Raw genomic sequence first — 14,767 nt, 5'->3', positions numbered from 1 at the left:
ATTATCTTGGCACGGCTCTTGTAATGCCATGGGAAGAGAGTGACATCCCATCAACAAGGAGCCAGACCATGAGCGTATTCAGCCGCCTGACCGACGTGATCAATGCCAACCTGCACAGCCTGCTCGACAAGAGTGAAGAGCCGGAGAAGATGCTGCGTCTGATGATCGAAGAGATGGAGCAGGTGCAGATCGAGATGAGAACCCAGGCCGCCCGCGTCATCGCCGAACAGAAACAGCTGGAGCGCCATCAGCAGGCGCTGCGCCACCAGATCCAGGAGTGGTCTGCCAAGGCCGAGCTCGCCATCCAGAAGGGACGTGAGGATCTGGCCCGTGCCGCCCTCACGGAGAAGCTGGCCGAGGTCAAGAAGTGCGAGCAACTGGAGCAGGACAAGGCCCGGGTGACCGAGGTGCTGGCCCAGCTCACCGCCGACAGCGAGCGGCTGGCGACCAAGCTGACCGAGGCCCGCGAGAAGCAGAAGATGCTGACCCTGCGCGAACAGACAGCCCATAGCCGGATCCGTGCCCGCGCCCAGGTGGACAACCAGCGCATGCATGAGCTGATGGCCCGCTTCGACGGCTTTCAGGGCCGGGTCGATCAGCTGGAAGCCCAGCTGGAGGCGGCGACCCTGGGGCAGAATCCCTCCCTGGAGGCCCAGTTCCGCGAGCTGGAGTTGAACGACGAGATTGAGCGCGAGCTGGCTCGCCTGAAAAGCCGTAAGGCGGAGGCATAACCATGAGCCCCTGGCCCAAAGATCTGGCCCATCGCAAGCTGACCGGGGTCTGTGCCGGTCTGGCCAGGGGGCTCGGGATCTCGAGGGTGACGGTGCGGGTGCTGGCCTTGCTGGCGCTGATCCTGATGCCGCCCCTGGCCCTGGCCCTCTATCTGCTGGCGGTGCTGGTGATGCCGCCCCGTCGTGAATTGAAACGCTGGCTGGATTGATCCCCGGATCAGACCCGCTGGCCACTGCAAGCCTGTGAGGAGCACAACATGCTGGAATTTATCGTCTTGATGCTGGTGCTGGTGACCATGGCGCTGACCGGTTTTACCGTGCTGGCCATGCTGCTGGTGAGCGGGGTCTTCGTGCTGTTTGGCGCCCTGGCCGGCATGTTTGCCCTCATCATCAAGCTGGCGCCCTGGCTGCTGCTGGTGCTGGCGGTGTGCTGGTTGCTCAGCAACAGGCGCAAGCAGTCGAACACCTACCGTTAAGCCTCCCTGCTATCGGATCCTTCCTTGGCCGCTGCTCCCAGCGGCCTTTTTTATGGCGGGAGCGACTGGTTCAGGGGGACGGTTCGATAGGGGCCGTATCGGCGCTCAGCCAGGGCTGGCTCCAGTCGTGCCAGAGTCCGGGGTCGAGCACCAGGCGCTCCTTGAATGCCTTGCTCTGCTGCTTGAGGCGATACTCGAGGCGCAGCGCCTCGCCCTTGTCCGCCACCCCCTGGCGCCACACCAGGGCCAGCGGCCCCTTGCCACGCAGGGCGCGGGCACCCTTGCCACTCTGGTGCTGGCGCAGACGCCGCTCGGGATCCGTGCTGATCCCCGCATAGAGCGAGCCCGCACCGGTGCGCACCAGATAGATAAACCAGTTAGTTGCAGGCTTATCGGTACAGACGTCCGTCGTCATGACTCTTTCCACTGGACCCGGCCGCGCCCGAGCAGGTGCAGGGGCAGCAGGCTCACCAGCAGGCCGGCCCAGACGAAGGCGAAGCCCACCGATTTCACCGGATCCGGGATCTCCCCAAACCAGAAGATGGCGAGCAGGAAGGCGAGGCTCGGCTCTATGTATTGCAGCAGCCCCACAGTGCTCATGCGGGTGCGTGCCACTGCGTAGCAGAACAGCCCTACCGGCAGCAGGGTCGCGGGGGCAGAGCCCATCAGCAGCAGCTTGTCGGCCCAGTCACCGGCCATGAACTGGCTCATGCCGTGCAGACCCAGCCAGGCGAGGATCAGCAGGGCGACGGGAAGCTGGGCCAGGGACTCGAGATAGAGGCTGACACCGGCATCGTGGCGCACCTTCTTCTTGATGAGGCCGTAGAAGGCGAAGTTGGCCCCCATGATGAGGGAGAACCAGGGCAGCTCGCCGTAGGAGAACAGCATGTAGGCCAGCCCCGCCAGGGCCAGGGCGACCGCCAGATGCTTCTGGGGGGTGAGCCGCTCCTTGAGGAAGAGCACGGCGAAGGCGATGTTGAACAGCGGCGTCATGAAGAAGGCGAGGCTGGTGGCCAGCACCTGGCCCGTGGTCAGGCACCAGGTGAACATGCACCAGCTGATGGACATGACGGGGCCCGCCAGCAGGATGAGGCCGAGCTGGCGGGGTTCGCTGCGCAGGCGTGCCCAGGGGACCTGCACGCCGAGCAGCAGGAAGAGGCCACCCAGCAGGACAACAGACCAGAGCACCCGGTGGGAGAGCAGCTCCCACATGTTGATCTCGGGCATGAACTGGTAATAGAGGGGCAGCATGCCCCAGAGCACGAAGGAGAGGGCCGCACTGCCGGGGCCCAGCCAGTTCTTCATCGCTTTCCGTTTATTAAATTAAACAAATGTGGCCGCATGATAAGTATCTGCCGCCGGTTCCACAAGCGGGATCCTGCCGGAAACTCTGTTACCATCAGGCCATGAACCGACTAGACCTGCTGTTTGAACAGATCCGGGCCTGCCGCCTGTGCGAGGCCCACCTGCCGCTCGGGCCCAGGCCGGTGATCCGCGGCAGCGAGCGCGCTCGCCTGCTGATCATCGGTCAGGCGCCCGGTACCCGTGTCCATGCCAGCGGCATCCCCTGGGACGATCCATCCGGTGATCGGCTGCGCCACTGGCTCGGGGTGGACAAGCCCACCTTCTATGACGAGTCCCGCATCGCCATCATGCCCATGGGGCTCTGCTACCCCGGCAAGGGCAAGTCGGGGGATCTGCCGCCGCGCCCAGAATGTGCCCCCACCTGGCACGACAAGGTGCTGATGCTGTTGCCCAACATAGAGTTGACCCTGCTTATCGGCCAGTACGCCCAGCGCCACTATCTGCGGGAGGCGGGCAAGGAGTCCCTTACCGAGACGGTGCAATGCTGGCGGGAGTATGGCCCCGGCTGGCTGCCGTTGCCGCACCCTTCCCCGCGCAACACCTTCTGGCTCAGGAAGAACCCCTGGTTCGAGCAGGCCGTGATCCCCCACCTGCAGCAGCGGGTTGCCCCCTTGCTGCTTTGATTCAGACCGCCGGCTCTGCCAGCGGTTTTGACTTGCCGCGCGCCATGGCGACCAGCGGCAAGATGATGCACAGGCACCCCAGCAGCAGCGGCAGACCGGGCTGTTCGTCGAACAGCCAGACCCCGATGGCGACCGCCATCAGCAGGCCCGTGTACTCCGCCGAGGCTATCTTGCTCGCCTCCGCCTTGCGATAGGCCACCACGCACAAGCCCGCATAGACCATGATCAGCGCCGAGGAGCCGAAGGCGGGCCACCACATCTGCCACTGCCAGTTTCCCCCTTCCCACCAGGCCAGCGCCAGTATGAAGGGCATGCTCAGCACGTTGGTGAAGAACAGGGTCTGGGCGATGGGCTGCTTGAGCGGGATCCGCTTGATCAGCAGGTTGTTGACCGCCATGGAGAGCGCCACACCGAGCGCCGCCAGGGCGGCCCAGTTCACCTCGGTCGGGCGCAGCACTATCAGCACACCGATGAAACCCACCAGTGCCGTCAGCACCTTCTGGCGCGACAGCGCCTCCCCCGCCAGCCAGACCGCGAGCGGCACCATCAGCAGCGGGGCCGCATAGAAGAGGGCGTTGGCGGTGGCCAGCGGCAAACGGGTGAGGGCGACCACCATCAGGCAGACGCCGATGGCCCAGATGTGGGCCCGCAGCAGGTGCCACTTGATGGCCACCGGCGGGTTGCGCCGCCAGGACCAGAGCAGCCAGGGCGCCAGCAGGAGGGCGGCGGAGAGCTGGCGGAAGAAGACGAACTGGAACACGGGCTGGCTCGGCTCCAGCACCTTGACCAGCGCATCGGAGAAGACCGCCACCATGTTGCCCAGCACCAGATAGAGGATGCCAATCCCGACTGCGTTCATACCACCTCCCACGTTAGATGAGGGAAGGGTAGTCTGACGCCTGTTATCCAGTAAAATGATAAAAAATCACCATCCATGAGAATTTTGGATAATGAAGCTGCCTCCCCTGCGCGCCGTTCAATACTTCGAGGCGGTTGCCCGCCTGCTCAGCTTCTCCCGTGCGGCCCTGGAGCTCAATGTCAGCCAGAGCGCGGTCAGCCACCAGATCCGCCTGCTGGAGGACTTTCTGGGGGAGCGGCTGCTGCTGCGCCAGGGGCGACTGCTGTCACTGACTGCCCAGGGGGAGAGCTATTTCGAGGGGATCTCCGCCGGGCTCGGCCAGATAGCCCAGAGCAGCGAACAGCTGCGCGGCGGCGGCGAGATGCGGCTGCGGCTCGCAGTCTACAGCTCCTTTGCGGTGAAGTGGCTGATCCCCAGGCTGGCCGGGCTGCGCCAGCTCTACCCCGAGCTGGATCTCAGCCTCGAGATGGTGGCGGAGGATCCCGAGCTCTCCGATCGGGTGGCGGACTGCTTCATCACAGTCTCCCCCCACGGACGGGGCTATTGCCACGACCTCATCTATCGGGAGCGGCTCTTTCCGGTCTGCAGCCGTCGCCTGTTGCAGCAGGTGGAGGGGGAGTGGCCTGCCGCCATCTGGCAGTTGCCGCTGCTCTCGGTGCAATCCATCTACAAGGCGCGGGGGGAGGATTGGCAGCGCTGGGCCAAGGCGGGGGGGCTGGTGATCCCGGATGAGGCGCGGATGCACCACTTCAGCCATGTGCTGCTGGCGATGGAGGCGGCGGCCTGGGATCAGGGGGTGGCATTCGTGAACGACTACATGCTGCGACCGGACGATCCCCAGTTGGTGGCCCTGCCGGTGCACCAGCTGGAGACGGGGGATGCCTTCTACTTCACCTGCAAGCGCTCCCGGGCCCATGAGCCCGCCATCAGCCGGCTGCGCCAGTGGTTGATGATGGAGACGCGCCAGAGCATGCCGCTCTAGCCGGTTGGGCTGCTGGCTCGGGATGAACAGGGGGCAGGGGATGAACGAGGGGGCGAGATTGGGAGTGGCCTGACAGCGGGATCAGGCCACTCCAGGTTCAGGCTTTCTTGAACTGGCTCAGGATGAAGAGGCTGGTGGCGCAGACCACGACCGAAGGGCCAGCCGGTGTGTCCTGGTACCAGGAGAGGGTCAGCCCCCCCAGCACGGCGAGACAGCCGATCAGGGCCGCGAAGCCGGCCATCTGCTCCGGCGTCTGGCTGAAGCGGCGGGCGGTGGCGGCGGGAATGATCAGGAGCGAGGTGATGATCAGCGCCCCGACAAACTTCATCGCCACGGCGATCACCAGGCCTATCAGCAGCATCAGCACGCAGCGCAGCACATCGACCCGCACCCCTTCCACCCGCGCCAGCTCCTCCGAGATGGTCATGGAGAGCAGGGGATCCCAGAGCCGCCACAGGGTGAGCAGCACCAGGGCGCCGCCGCCGTAGATCCAGAGCAGGTCCATGGGCTGCACCGAGAGCAGGTCGCCGAACAGGTAGGCCATCAGATCCACCCGTACATTGTCCATGAAGCTCAGGGTGACCAGGCCCAGCGACAAGGCGCTGTGGGCCAGGATGCCGAGCAGGGTATCGGTGGCCACCTGCTGGTTGTGGCTCATGATCACCAGCAGCATGGCCATGGCGAGGCAGCAGACCACCACCGCCAGGGTGAGATCCACCTGCAGCAGTATGCCCAGCGCTATGCCGAACAGGCAGGCGTGGGAGAGGGTGTCGCCAAAATAGGCCATCTTGCGCCACACCACGAAGCTGCCCAGGGGCCCGGCCAGCAGGGCGATGCCGAGGCCGGCCGCGAGGGCGTATAACAGAAAGCTGTCCACTTGAATGTCCTTAACTGCGCTTATGGATTGCGAGACGGCAGGCGGATGACGGGGACCTGCGGCTCATGATGATGGTGTTCGCCGTCGCAGTGGTGATGGTGGGTATAGACCGCCAGCACCTCCCGCTCCGGGCGCCCGAACAGGCGGGCGAACTCGGGGTGACGGGCCACGCTCTCCGGCTCGCCGTGGCAGCAGACGTGGCGATTGAGGCAGATCACCTCGTGGGTGCTGGCCATCACCAGGTGCAGATCGTGGGAGACCATCAGCACGGCGCAGTGGAACTCGGCGGCGAGCTGGCTGATGAGGGCGTAGAGCTCGATCTGGCCCGTGATATCCACCCCCTGGACCGGTTCGTCCAGCACCAGCAGCTCGGGCTTGACCAGCAGGGCGCGGGCCAGCAGCACCCGCTGCATCTCGCCGCCGGAGAGCTTCTGCATCCTGTTGTCCAGCAGTTCCTGGGCGCCGACCCGCTCCAGCGCTTCCTCGATGGAGAGGCGGCTGTTCTTGCCGAGTTGCAGGAAGCGGCGCACCGTCAGCGGCAGGGTGGGATCCAGATAAAGGCGCTGGGGAACATAGCCGACCCGCAGATCGCGACGACGAATGATCTTGCCGGAGTCCGGATTGAGCAGGCCCAGCACCAGCTTGCTCAGGGTGCTCTTGCCCGCCCCGTTGGGGCCGACCAGGGTGGTGATTTTGCCTTTGTTCAGGGTAAAGGAGACCTTGTCGAGCACTGACCGTCCGTCAAACGACAGACAGACCTCTTTCAGCTCCACCAGTTGGGTCATGACAGCTCCGGGGTTTACAGCCTGTGAGAGTTATAATATAACAGCGACGTTGGTTTGTTATATTATCACACACTCACTCCCTGACGAGACCTCTATGCGAATTCTTACTCTGATCACTGCGCTGCTGGCGGTGAGTCTGCCTGTCCGCGCCCTCGAGGTGCTGACCACCATCAAGCCCCTTGGTTTCATCGCGGCGGCCATCACGGATGGCGTGAGCGAGCCCAGCGTCTTGCTGCCAACCGGTGCCTCTCCCCACGACTTCTCCCTGCGTCCTTCCGATATTCGCAGCATCAACGACGCCGATCTGGTGGTCTGGGTTGGCCCCGAGCTGGAAGGTTTCATGGCCAAGCCGCTGGCCAATCATCCCCACAAGCTGACCCTGACCCAGGTTCCGGGGATGCCGCTGTTCAACTACGCGACTCAGGGCAGCCAGGATTCCGGTCATCATGACGACCACGACCATGATCACGCCGCCCATGAGCACGATGACCACGATCACGATGAAGGCCATGAGGGGCATCACCACGAGGGGGTGGATCCCCATATCTGGCTGGGGCCGACCCAGGCCAAGGTGATTGCCAGGGCGATCGCGACCGAGCTTGGCAAGCAGGATCCGGCCAATCAGGCCCGTTATGCCGCCAACCTGGCCGCGTTCGATGCCAAGGTGAACGCCAAGGACAAGGTGATCGCCGAGCAGATGAAGGTGGTGAACCAGAAGGGCTATTTCGTGTTTCACGAGGCTTATGGTTACTGGGAGCGTCACTACGGCATGAGCTCCAGGGGCCACTTCACCGTGAGCCCGGAGCGTCGCCCCGGCGCCAAGACCCTGGTGGAGATCCGCAAGGCGCTTGAAGAGAAACAGGCGAGCTGCATCTATGCCGAGCCGCAATTCTCCCCTGCGGTGATCGAATCGGTCGCCCGCAACACCGGCGCCAAGGTGTTGCTGCTGGATGAAGTGGGTGAGCAGGTGCCGCTTGGTCCCGATGCTTATCCGCACTTCATGCAACAGCTGGCCGACTCCTTCGCCCAGTGTCGTTGAGGCATCCCTGACTCGCCCTATGGGGTGGCCGCAGCCAACTATACTGACCTCCAGCGCCTGATATGGAGTGTCAGCTATGAAATTATTGCTTGTCCCCACCTGCACCCTGGCACTGCTCTGTGCCAGTGTGCAGGCCTCCCGCCTGTCCGAGCATATTGCCAGCCCCGAGCTGAAGGCAAAAATGCAGGAAGTCTATGGCGCCAGGGCCATCCAGCGCGCCGAGGCCTTTTCCCGCCTGCTCGCGCCCAGAGCGGGCACCACGGATCAGCAGAAGCTGGAACTGGTCAACAACTACTTCAACAATCTGACCTACAGCGAGGATCCCAGGCTTTGGGGGGACGAGGACTATTGGGCCAATCCGCTGGAATTCATCGGGGCCAGAGGGGGTGACTGCGAGGATTACAGCATCTCCAAGTACTACACCCTGATGGAGCTTGGCGTTGACGAGAAGAAGCTGCGGCTGGCCTATGTGAAGGCGATCCGCTACAACCAGTTTCACATGGTGACGCTCTATTTCCCGACGACCAAGTCCGACCCTCTGGTACTGGACAACATCAATGGTCGCATCCTGCCCGGCAGCAAGCGCAACGACCTGCAACCCGTGTACAGCTTCGATGCCAAGAGCATCTGGGTCATGAAGTCACGTCGTGAGGGGACCCTGGCCGGGAGTGCCGATCGCCTGACCCAGTGGAAATCGATGCAGAGCCGCTTCTCCAGCGAACATCTGCGAGCCCCCCGCCGCCAGCTATAGCTTGCCTGCGGCTTTCAACTCCTCGAAATACCTTGCTGCCCCCGGATGTTGCGGGGCGTTCAGCACCGGGCCTATCTTGTTGTGCGCCTTGTGGAACAGGTTGGCATAGCCATAGGTCTGCTCGTTGAAACTGGTCTGCTGGCTCAGCATGGCCTTGGTCAGGCGATAGGCGTCTTCATCCGGCGTGGCGGCATTGGTCACCAGGGTGGCGGCGATGGCAAAGGTGGGGGTGGCTTTCAGGTTGCCGGGATAGATGCGGGCCGGAACCTGGCTGCGCTGGTAGTATTTGACCCCTTGCAGCAGTTGATCCCGGGTCGCGCCCTCGATGGCCATGAAACGGATGGCGCAGCGCTTGGATGTCTCCAGCACTATCCGGTTCGGGTGCCCCATCACCAACCCATAGGCATCGATCTGTTTGCTGCACAAGGCTTCGGACAGATTGGCCACACTCTTCAGATCGAGATCCTGCTCCTTTGCCCCCAACACGTTGAACAGTGCCAGCGCCGTCTGGCGAGTGCCCGAACTCTTCAGTCCCATGTCGATGGGGGCCAGCTTGAGTTGCTCCAGGGTGGTGATGTCGCCATCGGCCCGCACCACTATGGTGAAAGGCTCGGCGTGGGTGGCAAAGAGGGTTCTCAATTCGGGCTGGGGTTGCTTGGCAAATGGTCCCGTGCCCTGGCTGGCCTGATAGAGCCAGTCGGACTGGACGAGGGCGTAGGGGATGTCTCCGGCTTGCAACTGCCGCAGATTCTCGATGGAACCCGAGCTGGCCTGCGGTTTGCATTGCAGTGCGGGGTCGCTCTTGTGAGCCAGTCGGCAAAACTCCTTGATGACCTGGTAATAGATACCCTGTTCGCCCCCCGTGCCTATGGTCATGGACACAGCGTGCGAGCCGGGCTGCCACAGCAGGGCAAGCAATAGAATAGGGATTCTCATGATGCCTCCTGGCTGGCATAGCCATCGATGCCCCAGCTACGCAGGGTATCCGTGTCGTTGATGTCGCCGGCTTCAGCCAGCAGGGTATAACCGGAGGCATGCAGACACTGGGAAAGCAGGTTCCAGTAGAGGGGGGCCTGGGTCAGCTGGCAGCTGATGAAGACCGGCTTGATGGGATCGAGCTTGGTCAGGTTGTCATTGTTCATGGGCACATTGCTGAATGCCATCTCGACACCCTGGGCCTGAAGCGCCCCCAGACGCTCCTCGGCCAGGGGAGGGAAGTTTGCCAGATCCCAGCGCCAGTCCAGGGTCTTGCTCCTGGCGCTGGCCAGGGTGGGGGCGAACTGTGCCCAGTCGGGATGATTGAGCAGGCTGAGGGGGAGCTGTAGCCCTTCCGCCTTCTGGTTCAGCCAGTCGTTGAGCAGTGCCCGGATCTCGTCCGGCGAGCTGTCCGTGGTGGGGGGGGTCTGGGGCAGCAGCCGGCTATAGAGCCGGATGTTTCCCTGAGTTGAGAAAAAGTGTTGCAGGTACATGCCGTTGGCGATGTCGGTCAGTCCCGCGAGTTTCTGATGGGCCTGCAGGTTGTCATGTTTGCCGAGCTGGGTGATCTTGAGTCTTTGCTGCAGCAGATCCCGCTTGCGCTCGGAGACCAGCTGGTTGATGGAGACCACAACCTCCTGCAACTCGCGAAGCCATGGGGTTGGCAGATTGCCGCTGAACTGGCGTTTGCGGATCTGCACCAGTTGCAGGCTGACTTGTTCGAGGGGACGCAGCAGGCGGCTGCACACCCAGGTGATCACCAGGGTGAATACCAGCAGCCCCGCGAGCAGTGCCAGTCCGGTGCGGCTGATGGCGTTCCAGAGATGTTGGTAGGCGTACCCTTCGTGGCCCTCGAGGGTGAGGGTGCCCAGAATGCGCCAGCCGTCGGTGAGCTCCTGCTCAATTTTTACCGGCGGCATGTCGATAACAGAAGGGAGCCAGGTCGGCACATTTTGCTGGGCCGTGTGGAAGACCTTCTGGAACAGCAGTTGGCCATCGGGATCCAGCAGCGTGACCGAGCTGACGAAGCCGCCATCGAACATGGCGTTGACTATGGTTTCCGCCAGCACCTTGTCATCGTTGAGCAGGGTGCCCTGCAGCACCAGGCCCAGGGCCGTGATGGCCGTCTCCAGGTTGGCCGACATCTGATCGAGGATGGACTGCCGTACCGTGGTGATCTCCAGCATGAGCAGCAGGATGGCACCAATGGTGAACAGGATCAGGATGATTACATTTAACAATCTTGCCAATGACATACCCACTCCCTGGAAATGTTTTTGCAACATCTGATGGTCCGGGGGGGAACGCAACCGGACTTGGTTCTTAAAAATAGAAAAAAATGGCTGAAAAAGGCGATCATTTCTGCCCATGCAGGAAGGTTATGCATAAAATGTGAGTTTCGTGCATATCGCGATGAACTTTTTGTAAGTATTTAGGTCTAAAACCCAGATATTCGGTTTTCATAATAAAAAATCATAAAAACAGACCCACAACTACCACCCTTAGATCTAATAACAGGATAGCGGATGAAACGTCTCCGTCCCTTGGTAGCGCAGGCTGCCAACTGGGAACCCCCGGTTCCCCGCAAGCATTTTTACGCCATGCTATTGCTCACGGCCATGACGCTGTCAGCGGTAGCCGTATTGCCAGCTCCGGGTGACATCCTTGAGCGGCCACTGCGTCTGGAGTTGCCCATTGCCACCACTGGCACCGCAACCAACGAAGACAACACCGACTTCAACGACATCCCGGATCACGAACTGGTGGAAGCCGCGGCGCCTGAAGATGACATTCCGGCCGATGCCACGCCCCAGTGGCAGGACTACCGGGTGCGCAACGGCGAGAACCTGACCACCATCTTCAACAATCTCGGCCTCTCCACCACCACCCTCTACAAGGTGCTGGATGCGGATGCCAAGAACAATCTGGCTCGCCTCAAGCCCGGCCAGACCATAGAGCTGCTGATCGATCAGGACAACATACTGCAGCAGCTGAAGATCCGCCTGAACATCAAGCAGACCCTGGTGCTGGAGCGTACCGACGATACTTACAGCGCCAACATGCTCAATGAAGAGGTGCAGTGGCAGCAGAAGAGCTATGACGGCGTCATCAATGGCAGCTTCTACGTCAGCGCCCGCAACGCGGGGATCCCGGCCAACCACATCCAGAAGATTGCCAACCTGTTCCAGTGGCGCCTGAATTTCGCCAAGGATCTGCAAAGAGGCGACAAGTTCAAGGTGTTGGTGAGACAGGAGACGGTCGAGGGCAAGAGCACCGGCAACACCCAGCTGCTGGGTGTCGAAGTGTTCAGCCAGGGCAAGACGGTATCTGCCTGGCTGTCGGAAGATGGCAACTACTATGATGGCCAGGCGAACAGCCTGGAGCGTGGCTTCCGCCGGTATCCGACCCATAGTCGCTACCGCGTCAGCTCCAGCTTCAACCCGGCCCGACGCCACCCCATTACCGGCCAGGTTCGCCCCCATGAGGGAACTGACTTCGCCCTGCCGGTGGGGACGCCCGTGATGGCGACCGGCGACGGTGTCGTGCTCAAGGCGACCCGCCATCCCCTCGCGGGCACCTATGTGGTGATCAAGCACGGCCGCACCCTGATGACTCGCTATCTGCACCTGAGCAAGCTGCTGGTCAAACCTGGCCAGAAGGTGAAGATGGGGGACAAGATAGCGCTCTCCGGCAACACGGGTCGCTCTACCGGTGCCCATCTGCACTACGAGGTGCGAGTCAACAACCGCCCGGTGGACCCCATGAAGGTCAAGCTGCCGATGGCGGAGCCGCTCTCCGGCAAGGACAAGCGCCAGTTCCTTGCCAAGGTGAAGAGCTATCGCAAGGAGATGGAGGCGGGCTGAGCCCCTCTCTGAGGGTAACAAAAAGGCCCCGCCAATCTGGCGGGGCCTTTTTGTTGGTGGCCTGGACTCAGTAACCCTTGTCGAAGTCGATGCGACCGTCGAGTTGCTGGCCGTCGATGAAGCGGATGTAGTTGCGGATGAAGATCTGGGCCACATCTTCCGGGAAGCTGTAGGCACTGTTGTGGGGGGTGATAATGAGATTGGGCTGATGCCAGAGCGGGCTGTCGGCGGGTAGGGGCTCCTGCTCGAACACATCCAGCACCGCAGTGCCCAGCTTGCCGCCGCGCAATGCCGCCAGCAGATCCCCTTCATGGACGGCGTTGCCCCGGCCGACGTTGAAGAAGATGGCCCCCGGCTTGCAGTGGTTGAAGCGATCGGCGGTGAACAGATGGCGGGTCTCGCGGGTCGCCGGCAGCACGCTGACGATGACATCGGCCTGGGCCAGCATCTTGTTCAGTGCCGGCAGTTGATACACCTGATCGAAGCCGGCGCGCTCATTGCCACTGTGGCTGATGCCGAGCACCCGCATGCCGAAGTGCTTGGCGGTGTGGGCTATGTGCTGGCCTATGCTGCCGGTGCCCAGGATCAGCATGGTGCGTCCCTTGAGCCCCAGATAGGGGTGGCTCTGCCACAGTCGCTGCTGCTGCTGTTCGCGGTAGAGCGGCAACTGGCGCGACAGGCTGAGCAGGTGGCCGAACACGTACTCGCTCATCAGCGGCCCGAAGATGCCGCGCACATTGGTGAGCAGGTAATCGCGGCGGCAGCTGGCATCCAGCAGCACATCGACCCCGGCGTAGGTGGACTGGAGCCAGCTCAGCCTGCCGGCTTTGGCCAGCAGGGGTCTGGCCCGTGCCGGTTCGGCCATCAGGATGTGGGCATCACCGATCAGCTTCTCGGCGTCGCTCTGGTTGTCGGCCCGCAGTATGTGCAGATGGGGAAGGCGGGCGGCCTTGAGCAGGCGCTCATAGTGGTTGTTGTCCTGGCTGAGCAGAAGCAGGGTACGTTGGCTCATACTCTTGTTCCTTATCATGTTTGCGGCACGGTGGAGGAGGTGTCTGTCCTCATCTTACCCCAGTTGATCGGGCAAGATAGTCGACCAGGGCGCTTTTTCGTTTTCGCCACGCCCCTCGTGGGCTACAATCTGCCCCACATTTTGCAAAGGATCCGACTCCAGTGTTTGGTGACAAGTTTTATAAGCGACTGGCCGAGCTGCAGCCTTGGCAGCAGACCGTCTACACCCTGGCGCTGGCAGAGCGCATGTACCCCAACTATGCGCTGTTTACCCAGGCCTCCGGCTTCGGGGATGCGAAGGCATTTCGCCACGCGTTGGATCAGATGTGGAATTACCAGACGGTGAAGGGCTCCCGGGTCAATCTTGGGGCGATCCTGGAGGCGTTTGAAGTCTATATTCCCGAGCCTGGCAAATTTGAGTCTTACGGGGCCTACCCGGCGCTGGATGCCTGCGTGGCGCTGGGCTGTGCCTACAACTCGGTGATCTGCCGGGTGGGTGAAGAGGCCAACGATGCCAGCCATGCCTCGGTCGGTACCGTGGCCGGTTTCATCGAGATGCTGGAAGAGCGGGATCTCACTGACGAAGAGCTCTACGAGCATGAGTACATGGAAGCCGAGCTGGAGTTCCAGGTCGAGCTGCTAAAGCGGGTCGCCCATGAGCGCGATAGCGATCGCATCCTGGCTATCCGCACCTTTGCGGCCCAGGGCGGCGTCTCCAACATAGGCATCAGCCTGGAAGAGTGATCTCCCCCACGCTTCCCATAAAAAAAGCTCCCATCCGGGAGCTTTTTTTATGCCCGCTCTTCGGTGAGCGGCCTGACGCTCAGCACGGGAGCCGCGTCTATGCCGTCGGCATTCATCATGGCCGAGATCCGTTGCAGGGAGGAGAGCAGCAGTCCCTGCTCCCAGTTCTCCAGGGCCTGGAAGCGCTGGATGAAGCTCTCCTGCAGCGGGGTGGGGGCCTGGGCGAGCAGGGCACGCCCCGCGTCAGTCAGTGTCGCATGCACCTTGCGCTTGTCGGTTTCGCTGCGGATGCGCTGTACCAGCTGGCGGCTCTCCAGCCTGTCCATGATGGTGGTCGCGGTGGCCTGACTCATGTTGGTGTGATCGGCGAGCTGGCGCATGGAGATCTGGCCAAGCTCGTTGATCCCCTTGAGCAGCAGGAGCTGCGGCGACGTCAGTCCGGCCTCCTTGATCAGGCGCTTGGAGTGCATGTCGATGGCACGGATGATCTGGCGCAGAGCAATCAGCACTTCATCATGTTTTTCCATGGAGTCGGGGTCATCGCAGGGCTGTGGAGAGGCGCAAAATTCTCCGCCTAATCCACAACAAGGTCAATATGGTTTTTGGTGTAATCATTTCTGCTCTAATGAATTTTATGTTAGGTTATTGGACAATTGCCGCATTTAAACCCGATATTTGAGGAGAG

Annotated in this window: 18 protein-coding genes; 9 read left to right on the top strand and 9 right to left on the bottom strand. The window is 62.0% G+C overall.

Annotation, left to right across the window (positions count from 1 at the left end):
• Positions 1–68 precede the first annotated feature (68 nt).
• Genes pspA through pspG form a run of 3 tightly spaced genes read left to right on the top strand, consistent with a single transcriptional unit; the run spans position 69 to position 1,207 of the window.
• Positions 69–731: a phage shock protein PspA gene (pspA, locus tag HB860_RS16365; protein ID WP_202047473.1), complete on the top strand. Its 663-nt coding sequence runs from the start codon at positions 69–71 to the stop codon at positions 729–731.
• Positions 732–733: 2 nt separating this feature from the next.
• Positions 734–940, top strand: a complete 207-nt coding sequence (locus HB860_RS16360; RefSeq protein WP_042649985.1) for a PspC domain-containing protein — start codon at positions 734–736, stop codon at positions 938–940.
• A 48-nt stretch (positions 941–988) separates the two neighbouring features.
• Positions 989–1,207, top strand: a complete 219-nt coding sequence (gene pspG, locus HB860_RS16355; RefSeq protein WP_005331057.1) for an envelope stress response protein PspG — start codon at positions 989–991, stop codon at positions 1,205–1,207.
• Positions 1,208–1,277: 70 nt separating this feature from the next.
• On the opposite strand, the gene HB860_RS16350 is transcribed toward pspG, so the two are convergent.
• On the bottom strand, positions 1,278–1,622 hold the full coding sequence (locus HB860_RS16350; RefSeq protein ID WP_247627303.1) for a GIY-YIG nuclease family protein: 345 nt from the start codon (positions 1,620–1,622) through the stop codon (positions 1,278–1,280).
• Positions 1,619–2,512 (bottom strand): EamA family transporter RarD, encoded by an 894-nt coding sequence (gene rarD / locus HB860_RS16345; RefSeq protein ID WP_247627302.1) that lies wholly within the window; start codon positions 2,510–2,512, stop codon positions 1,619–1,621. The genes HB860_RS16350 and rarD overlap by 4 nt, the downstream gene beginning before the upstream one ends.
• A gap of 101 nt (positions 2,513–2,613) precedes the next feature.
• On the opposite strand from rarD, the gene HB860_RS16340 reads away from it, so the two are divergent.
• Positions 2,614–3,195 (top strand): uracil-DNA glycosylase family protein, encoded by a 582-nt coding sequence (locus HB860_RS16340; protein ID WP_247627301.1) that lies wholly within the window; start codon positions 2,614–2,616, stop codon positions 3,193–3,195.
• A 1-nt stretch (position 3,196) separates the two neighbouring features.
• Here the strand turns inward: HB860_RS16340 and HB860_RS16335 are convergent, their stop codons facing one another.
• Positions 3,197–4,054: a DMT family transporter gene (locus HB860_RS16335; protein WP_139438720.1), complete on the bottom strand. Its 858-nt coding sequence runs from the start codon at positions 4,052–4,054 to the stop codon at positions 3,197–3,199.
• A 91-nt stretch (positions 4,055–4,145) separates the two neighbouring features.
• Between HB860_RS16335 and HB860_RS16330 the strand changes: the two genes are divergently transcribed.
• Positions 4,146–5,036, top strand: coding sequence for a LysR substrate-binding domain-containing protein (locus HB860_RS16330; RefSeq protein ID WP_025325605.1), 891 nt, complete (start codon positions 4,146–4,148; stop codon positions 5,034–5,036).
• A 97-nt stretch (positions 5,037–5,133) separates the two neighbouring features.
• On the opposite strand, the gene znuB is transcribed toward HB860_RS16330, so the two are convergent.
• A complete protein-coding gene (znuB, locus tag HB860_RS16325; RefSeq protein WP_247627300.1) occupies positions 5,134–5,913 on the bottom strand; it encodes a zinc ABC transporter permease subunit ZnuB in 780 nt (259 codons plus the stop codon).
• A gap of 20 nt (positions 5,914–5,933) precedes the next feature.
• The gene (gene znuC, locus HB860_RS16320; protein ID WP_005331064.1) at positions 5,934–6,698 is read right to left on the bottom strand and encodes a zinc ABC transporter ATP-binding protein ZnuC; all 765 of its coding nucleotides are present in this window, start codon (positions 6,696–6,698) and stop codon (positions 5,934–5,936) included.
• Positions 6,699–6,792: 94 nt separating this feature from the next.
• On the opposite strand from znuC, the gene znuA reads away from it, so the two are divergent.
• Complete coding sequence (gene znuA / locus HB860_RS16315) at positions 6,793–7,737, top strand: zinc ABC transporter substrate-binding protein ZnuA (RefSeq protein WP_247627299.1); 945 nt, start codon at positions 6,793–6,795, stop codon at positions 7,735–7,737.
• Positions 7,738–7,813: 76 nt separating this feature from the next.
• Complete coding sequence (locus HB860_RS16310; protein ID WP_111913433.1) at positions 7,814–8,488, top strand: transglutaminase-like cysteine peptidase; 675 nt, start codon at positions 7,814–7,816, stop codon at positions 8,486–8,488.
• On the opposite strand, the gene HB860_RS16305 is transcribed toward HB860_RS16310, so the two are convergent.
• Positions 8,483–9,424, bottom strand: a complete 942-nt coding sequence (locus HB860_RS16305; RefSeq protein ID WP_282101243.1) for a TAXI family TRAP transporter solute-binding subunit — start codon at positions 9,422–9,424, stop codon at positions 8,483–8,485. The genes HB860_RS16310 and HB860_RS16305 overlap by 6 nt on opposite strands.
• Entirely contained in the window at positions 9,421–10,719 is a 1,299-nt protein-coding gene (locus HB860_RS16300; protein WP_247627298.1) for a LapD/MoxY N-terminal periplasmic domain-containing protein, read from the bottom strand. The genes HB860_RS16305 and HB860_RS16300 overlap by 4 nt, the downstream gene beginning before the upstream one ends.
• Before the next feature lie 270 nt (positions 10,720–10,989).
• Here HB860_RS16300 and mepM point away from each other — a divergent pair, with 270 nt between their 5' ends.
• The gene (mepM, locus tag HB860_RS16295) at positions 10,990–12,327 is read left to right on the top strand and encodes a murein DD-endopeptidase MepM (RefSeq protein ID WP_139438705.1); all 1,338 of its coding nucleotides are present in this window, start codon (positions 10,990–10,992) and stop codon (positions 12,325–12,327) included.
• Positions 12,328–12,394: 67 nt separating this feature from the next.
• Here the strand turns inward: mepM and HB860_RS16290 are convergent, their stop codons facing one another.
• Positions 12,395–13,339, bottom strand: coding sequence for a D-2-hydroxyacid dehydrogenase (locus HB860_RS16290; RefSeq protein WP_202047463.1), 945 nt, complete (start codon positions 13,337–13,339; stop codon positions 12,395–12,397).
• Between the two features lie 161 nt (positions 13,340–13,500).
• Here HB860_RS16290 and HB860_RS16285 point away from each other — a divergent pair, with 161 nt between their 5' ends.
• Positions 13,501–14,082, top strand: a complete 582-nt coding sequence (locus tag HB860_RS16285; protein WP_247627297.1) for a YjaG family protein — start codon at positions 13,501–13,503, stop codon at positions 14,080–14,082.
• Between the two features lie 47 nt (positions 14,083–14,129).
• Here the strand turns inward: HB860_RS16285 and HB860_RS16280 are convergent, their stop codons facing one another.
• On the bottom strand, positions 14,130–14,609 hold the full coding sequence (locus HB860_RS16280) for a MarR family winged helix-turn-helix transcriptional regulator (RefSeq protein WP_025325615.1): 480 nt from the start codon (positions 14,607–14,609) through the stop codon (positions 14,130–14,132).
• Positions 14,610–14,767 lie beyond the last annotated feature (158 nt).

This window comes from Aeromonas genomosp. paramedia (genome assembly GCF_023093515.1).
GTDB lineage: Bacteria > Pseudomonadota > Gammaproteobacteria > Enterobacterales > Aeromonadaceae > Aeromonas.
The sequence above is the reverse complement of the archived record's forward strand: the minus strand, read 5'-3'. Positions and strand labels throughout refer to the sequence as shown.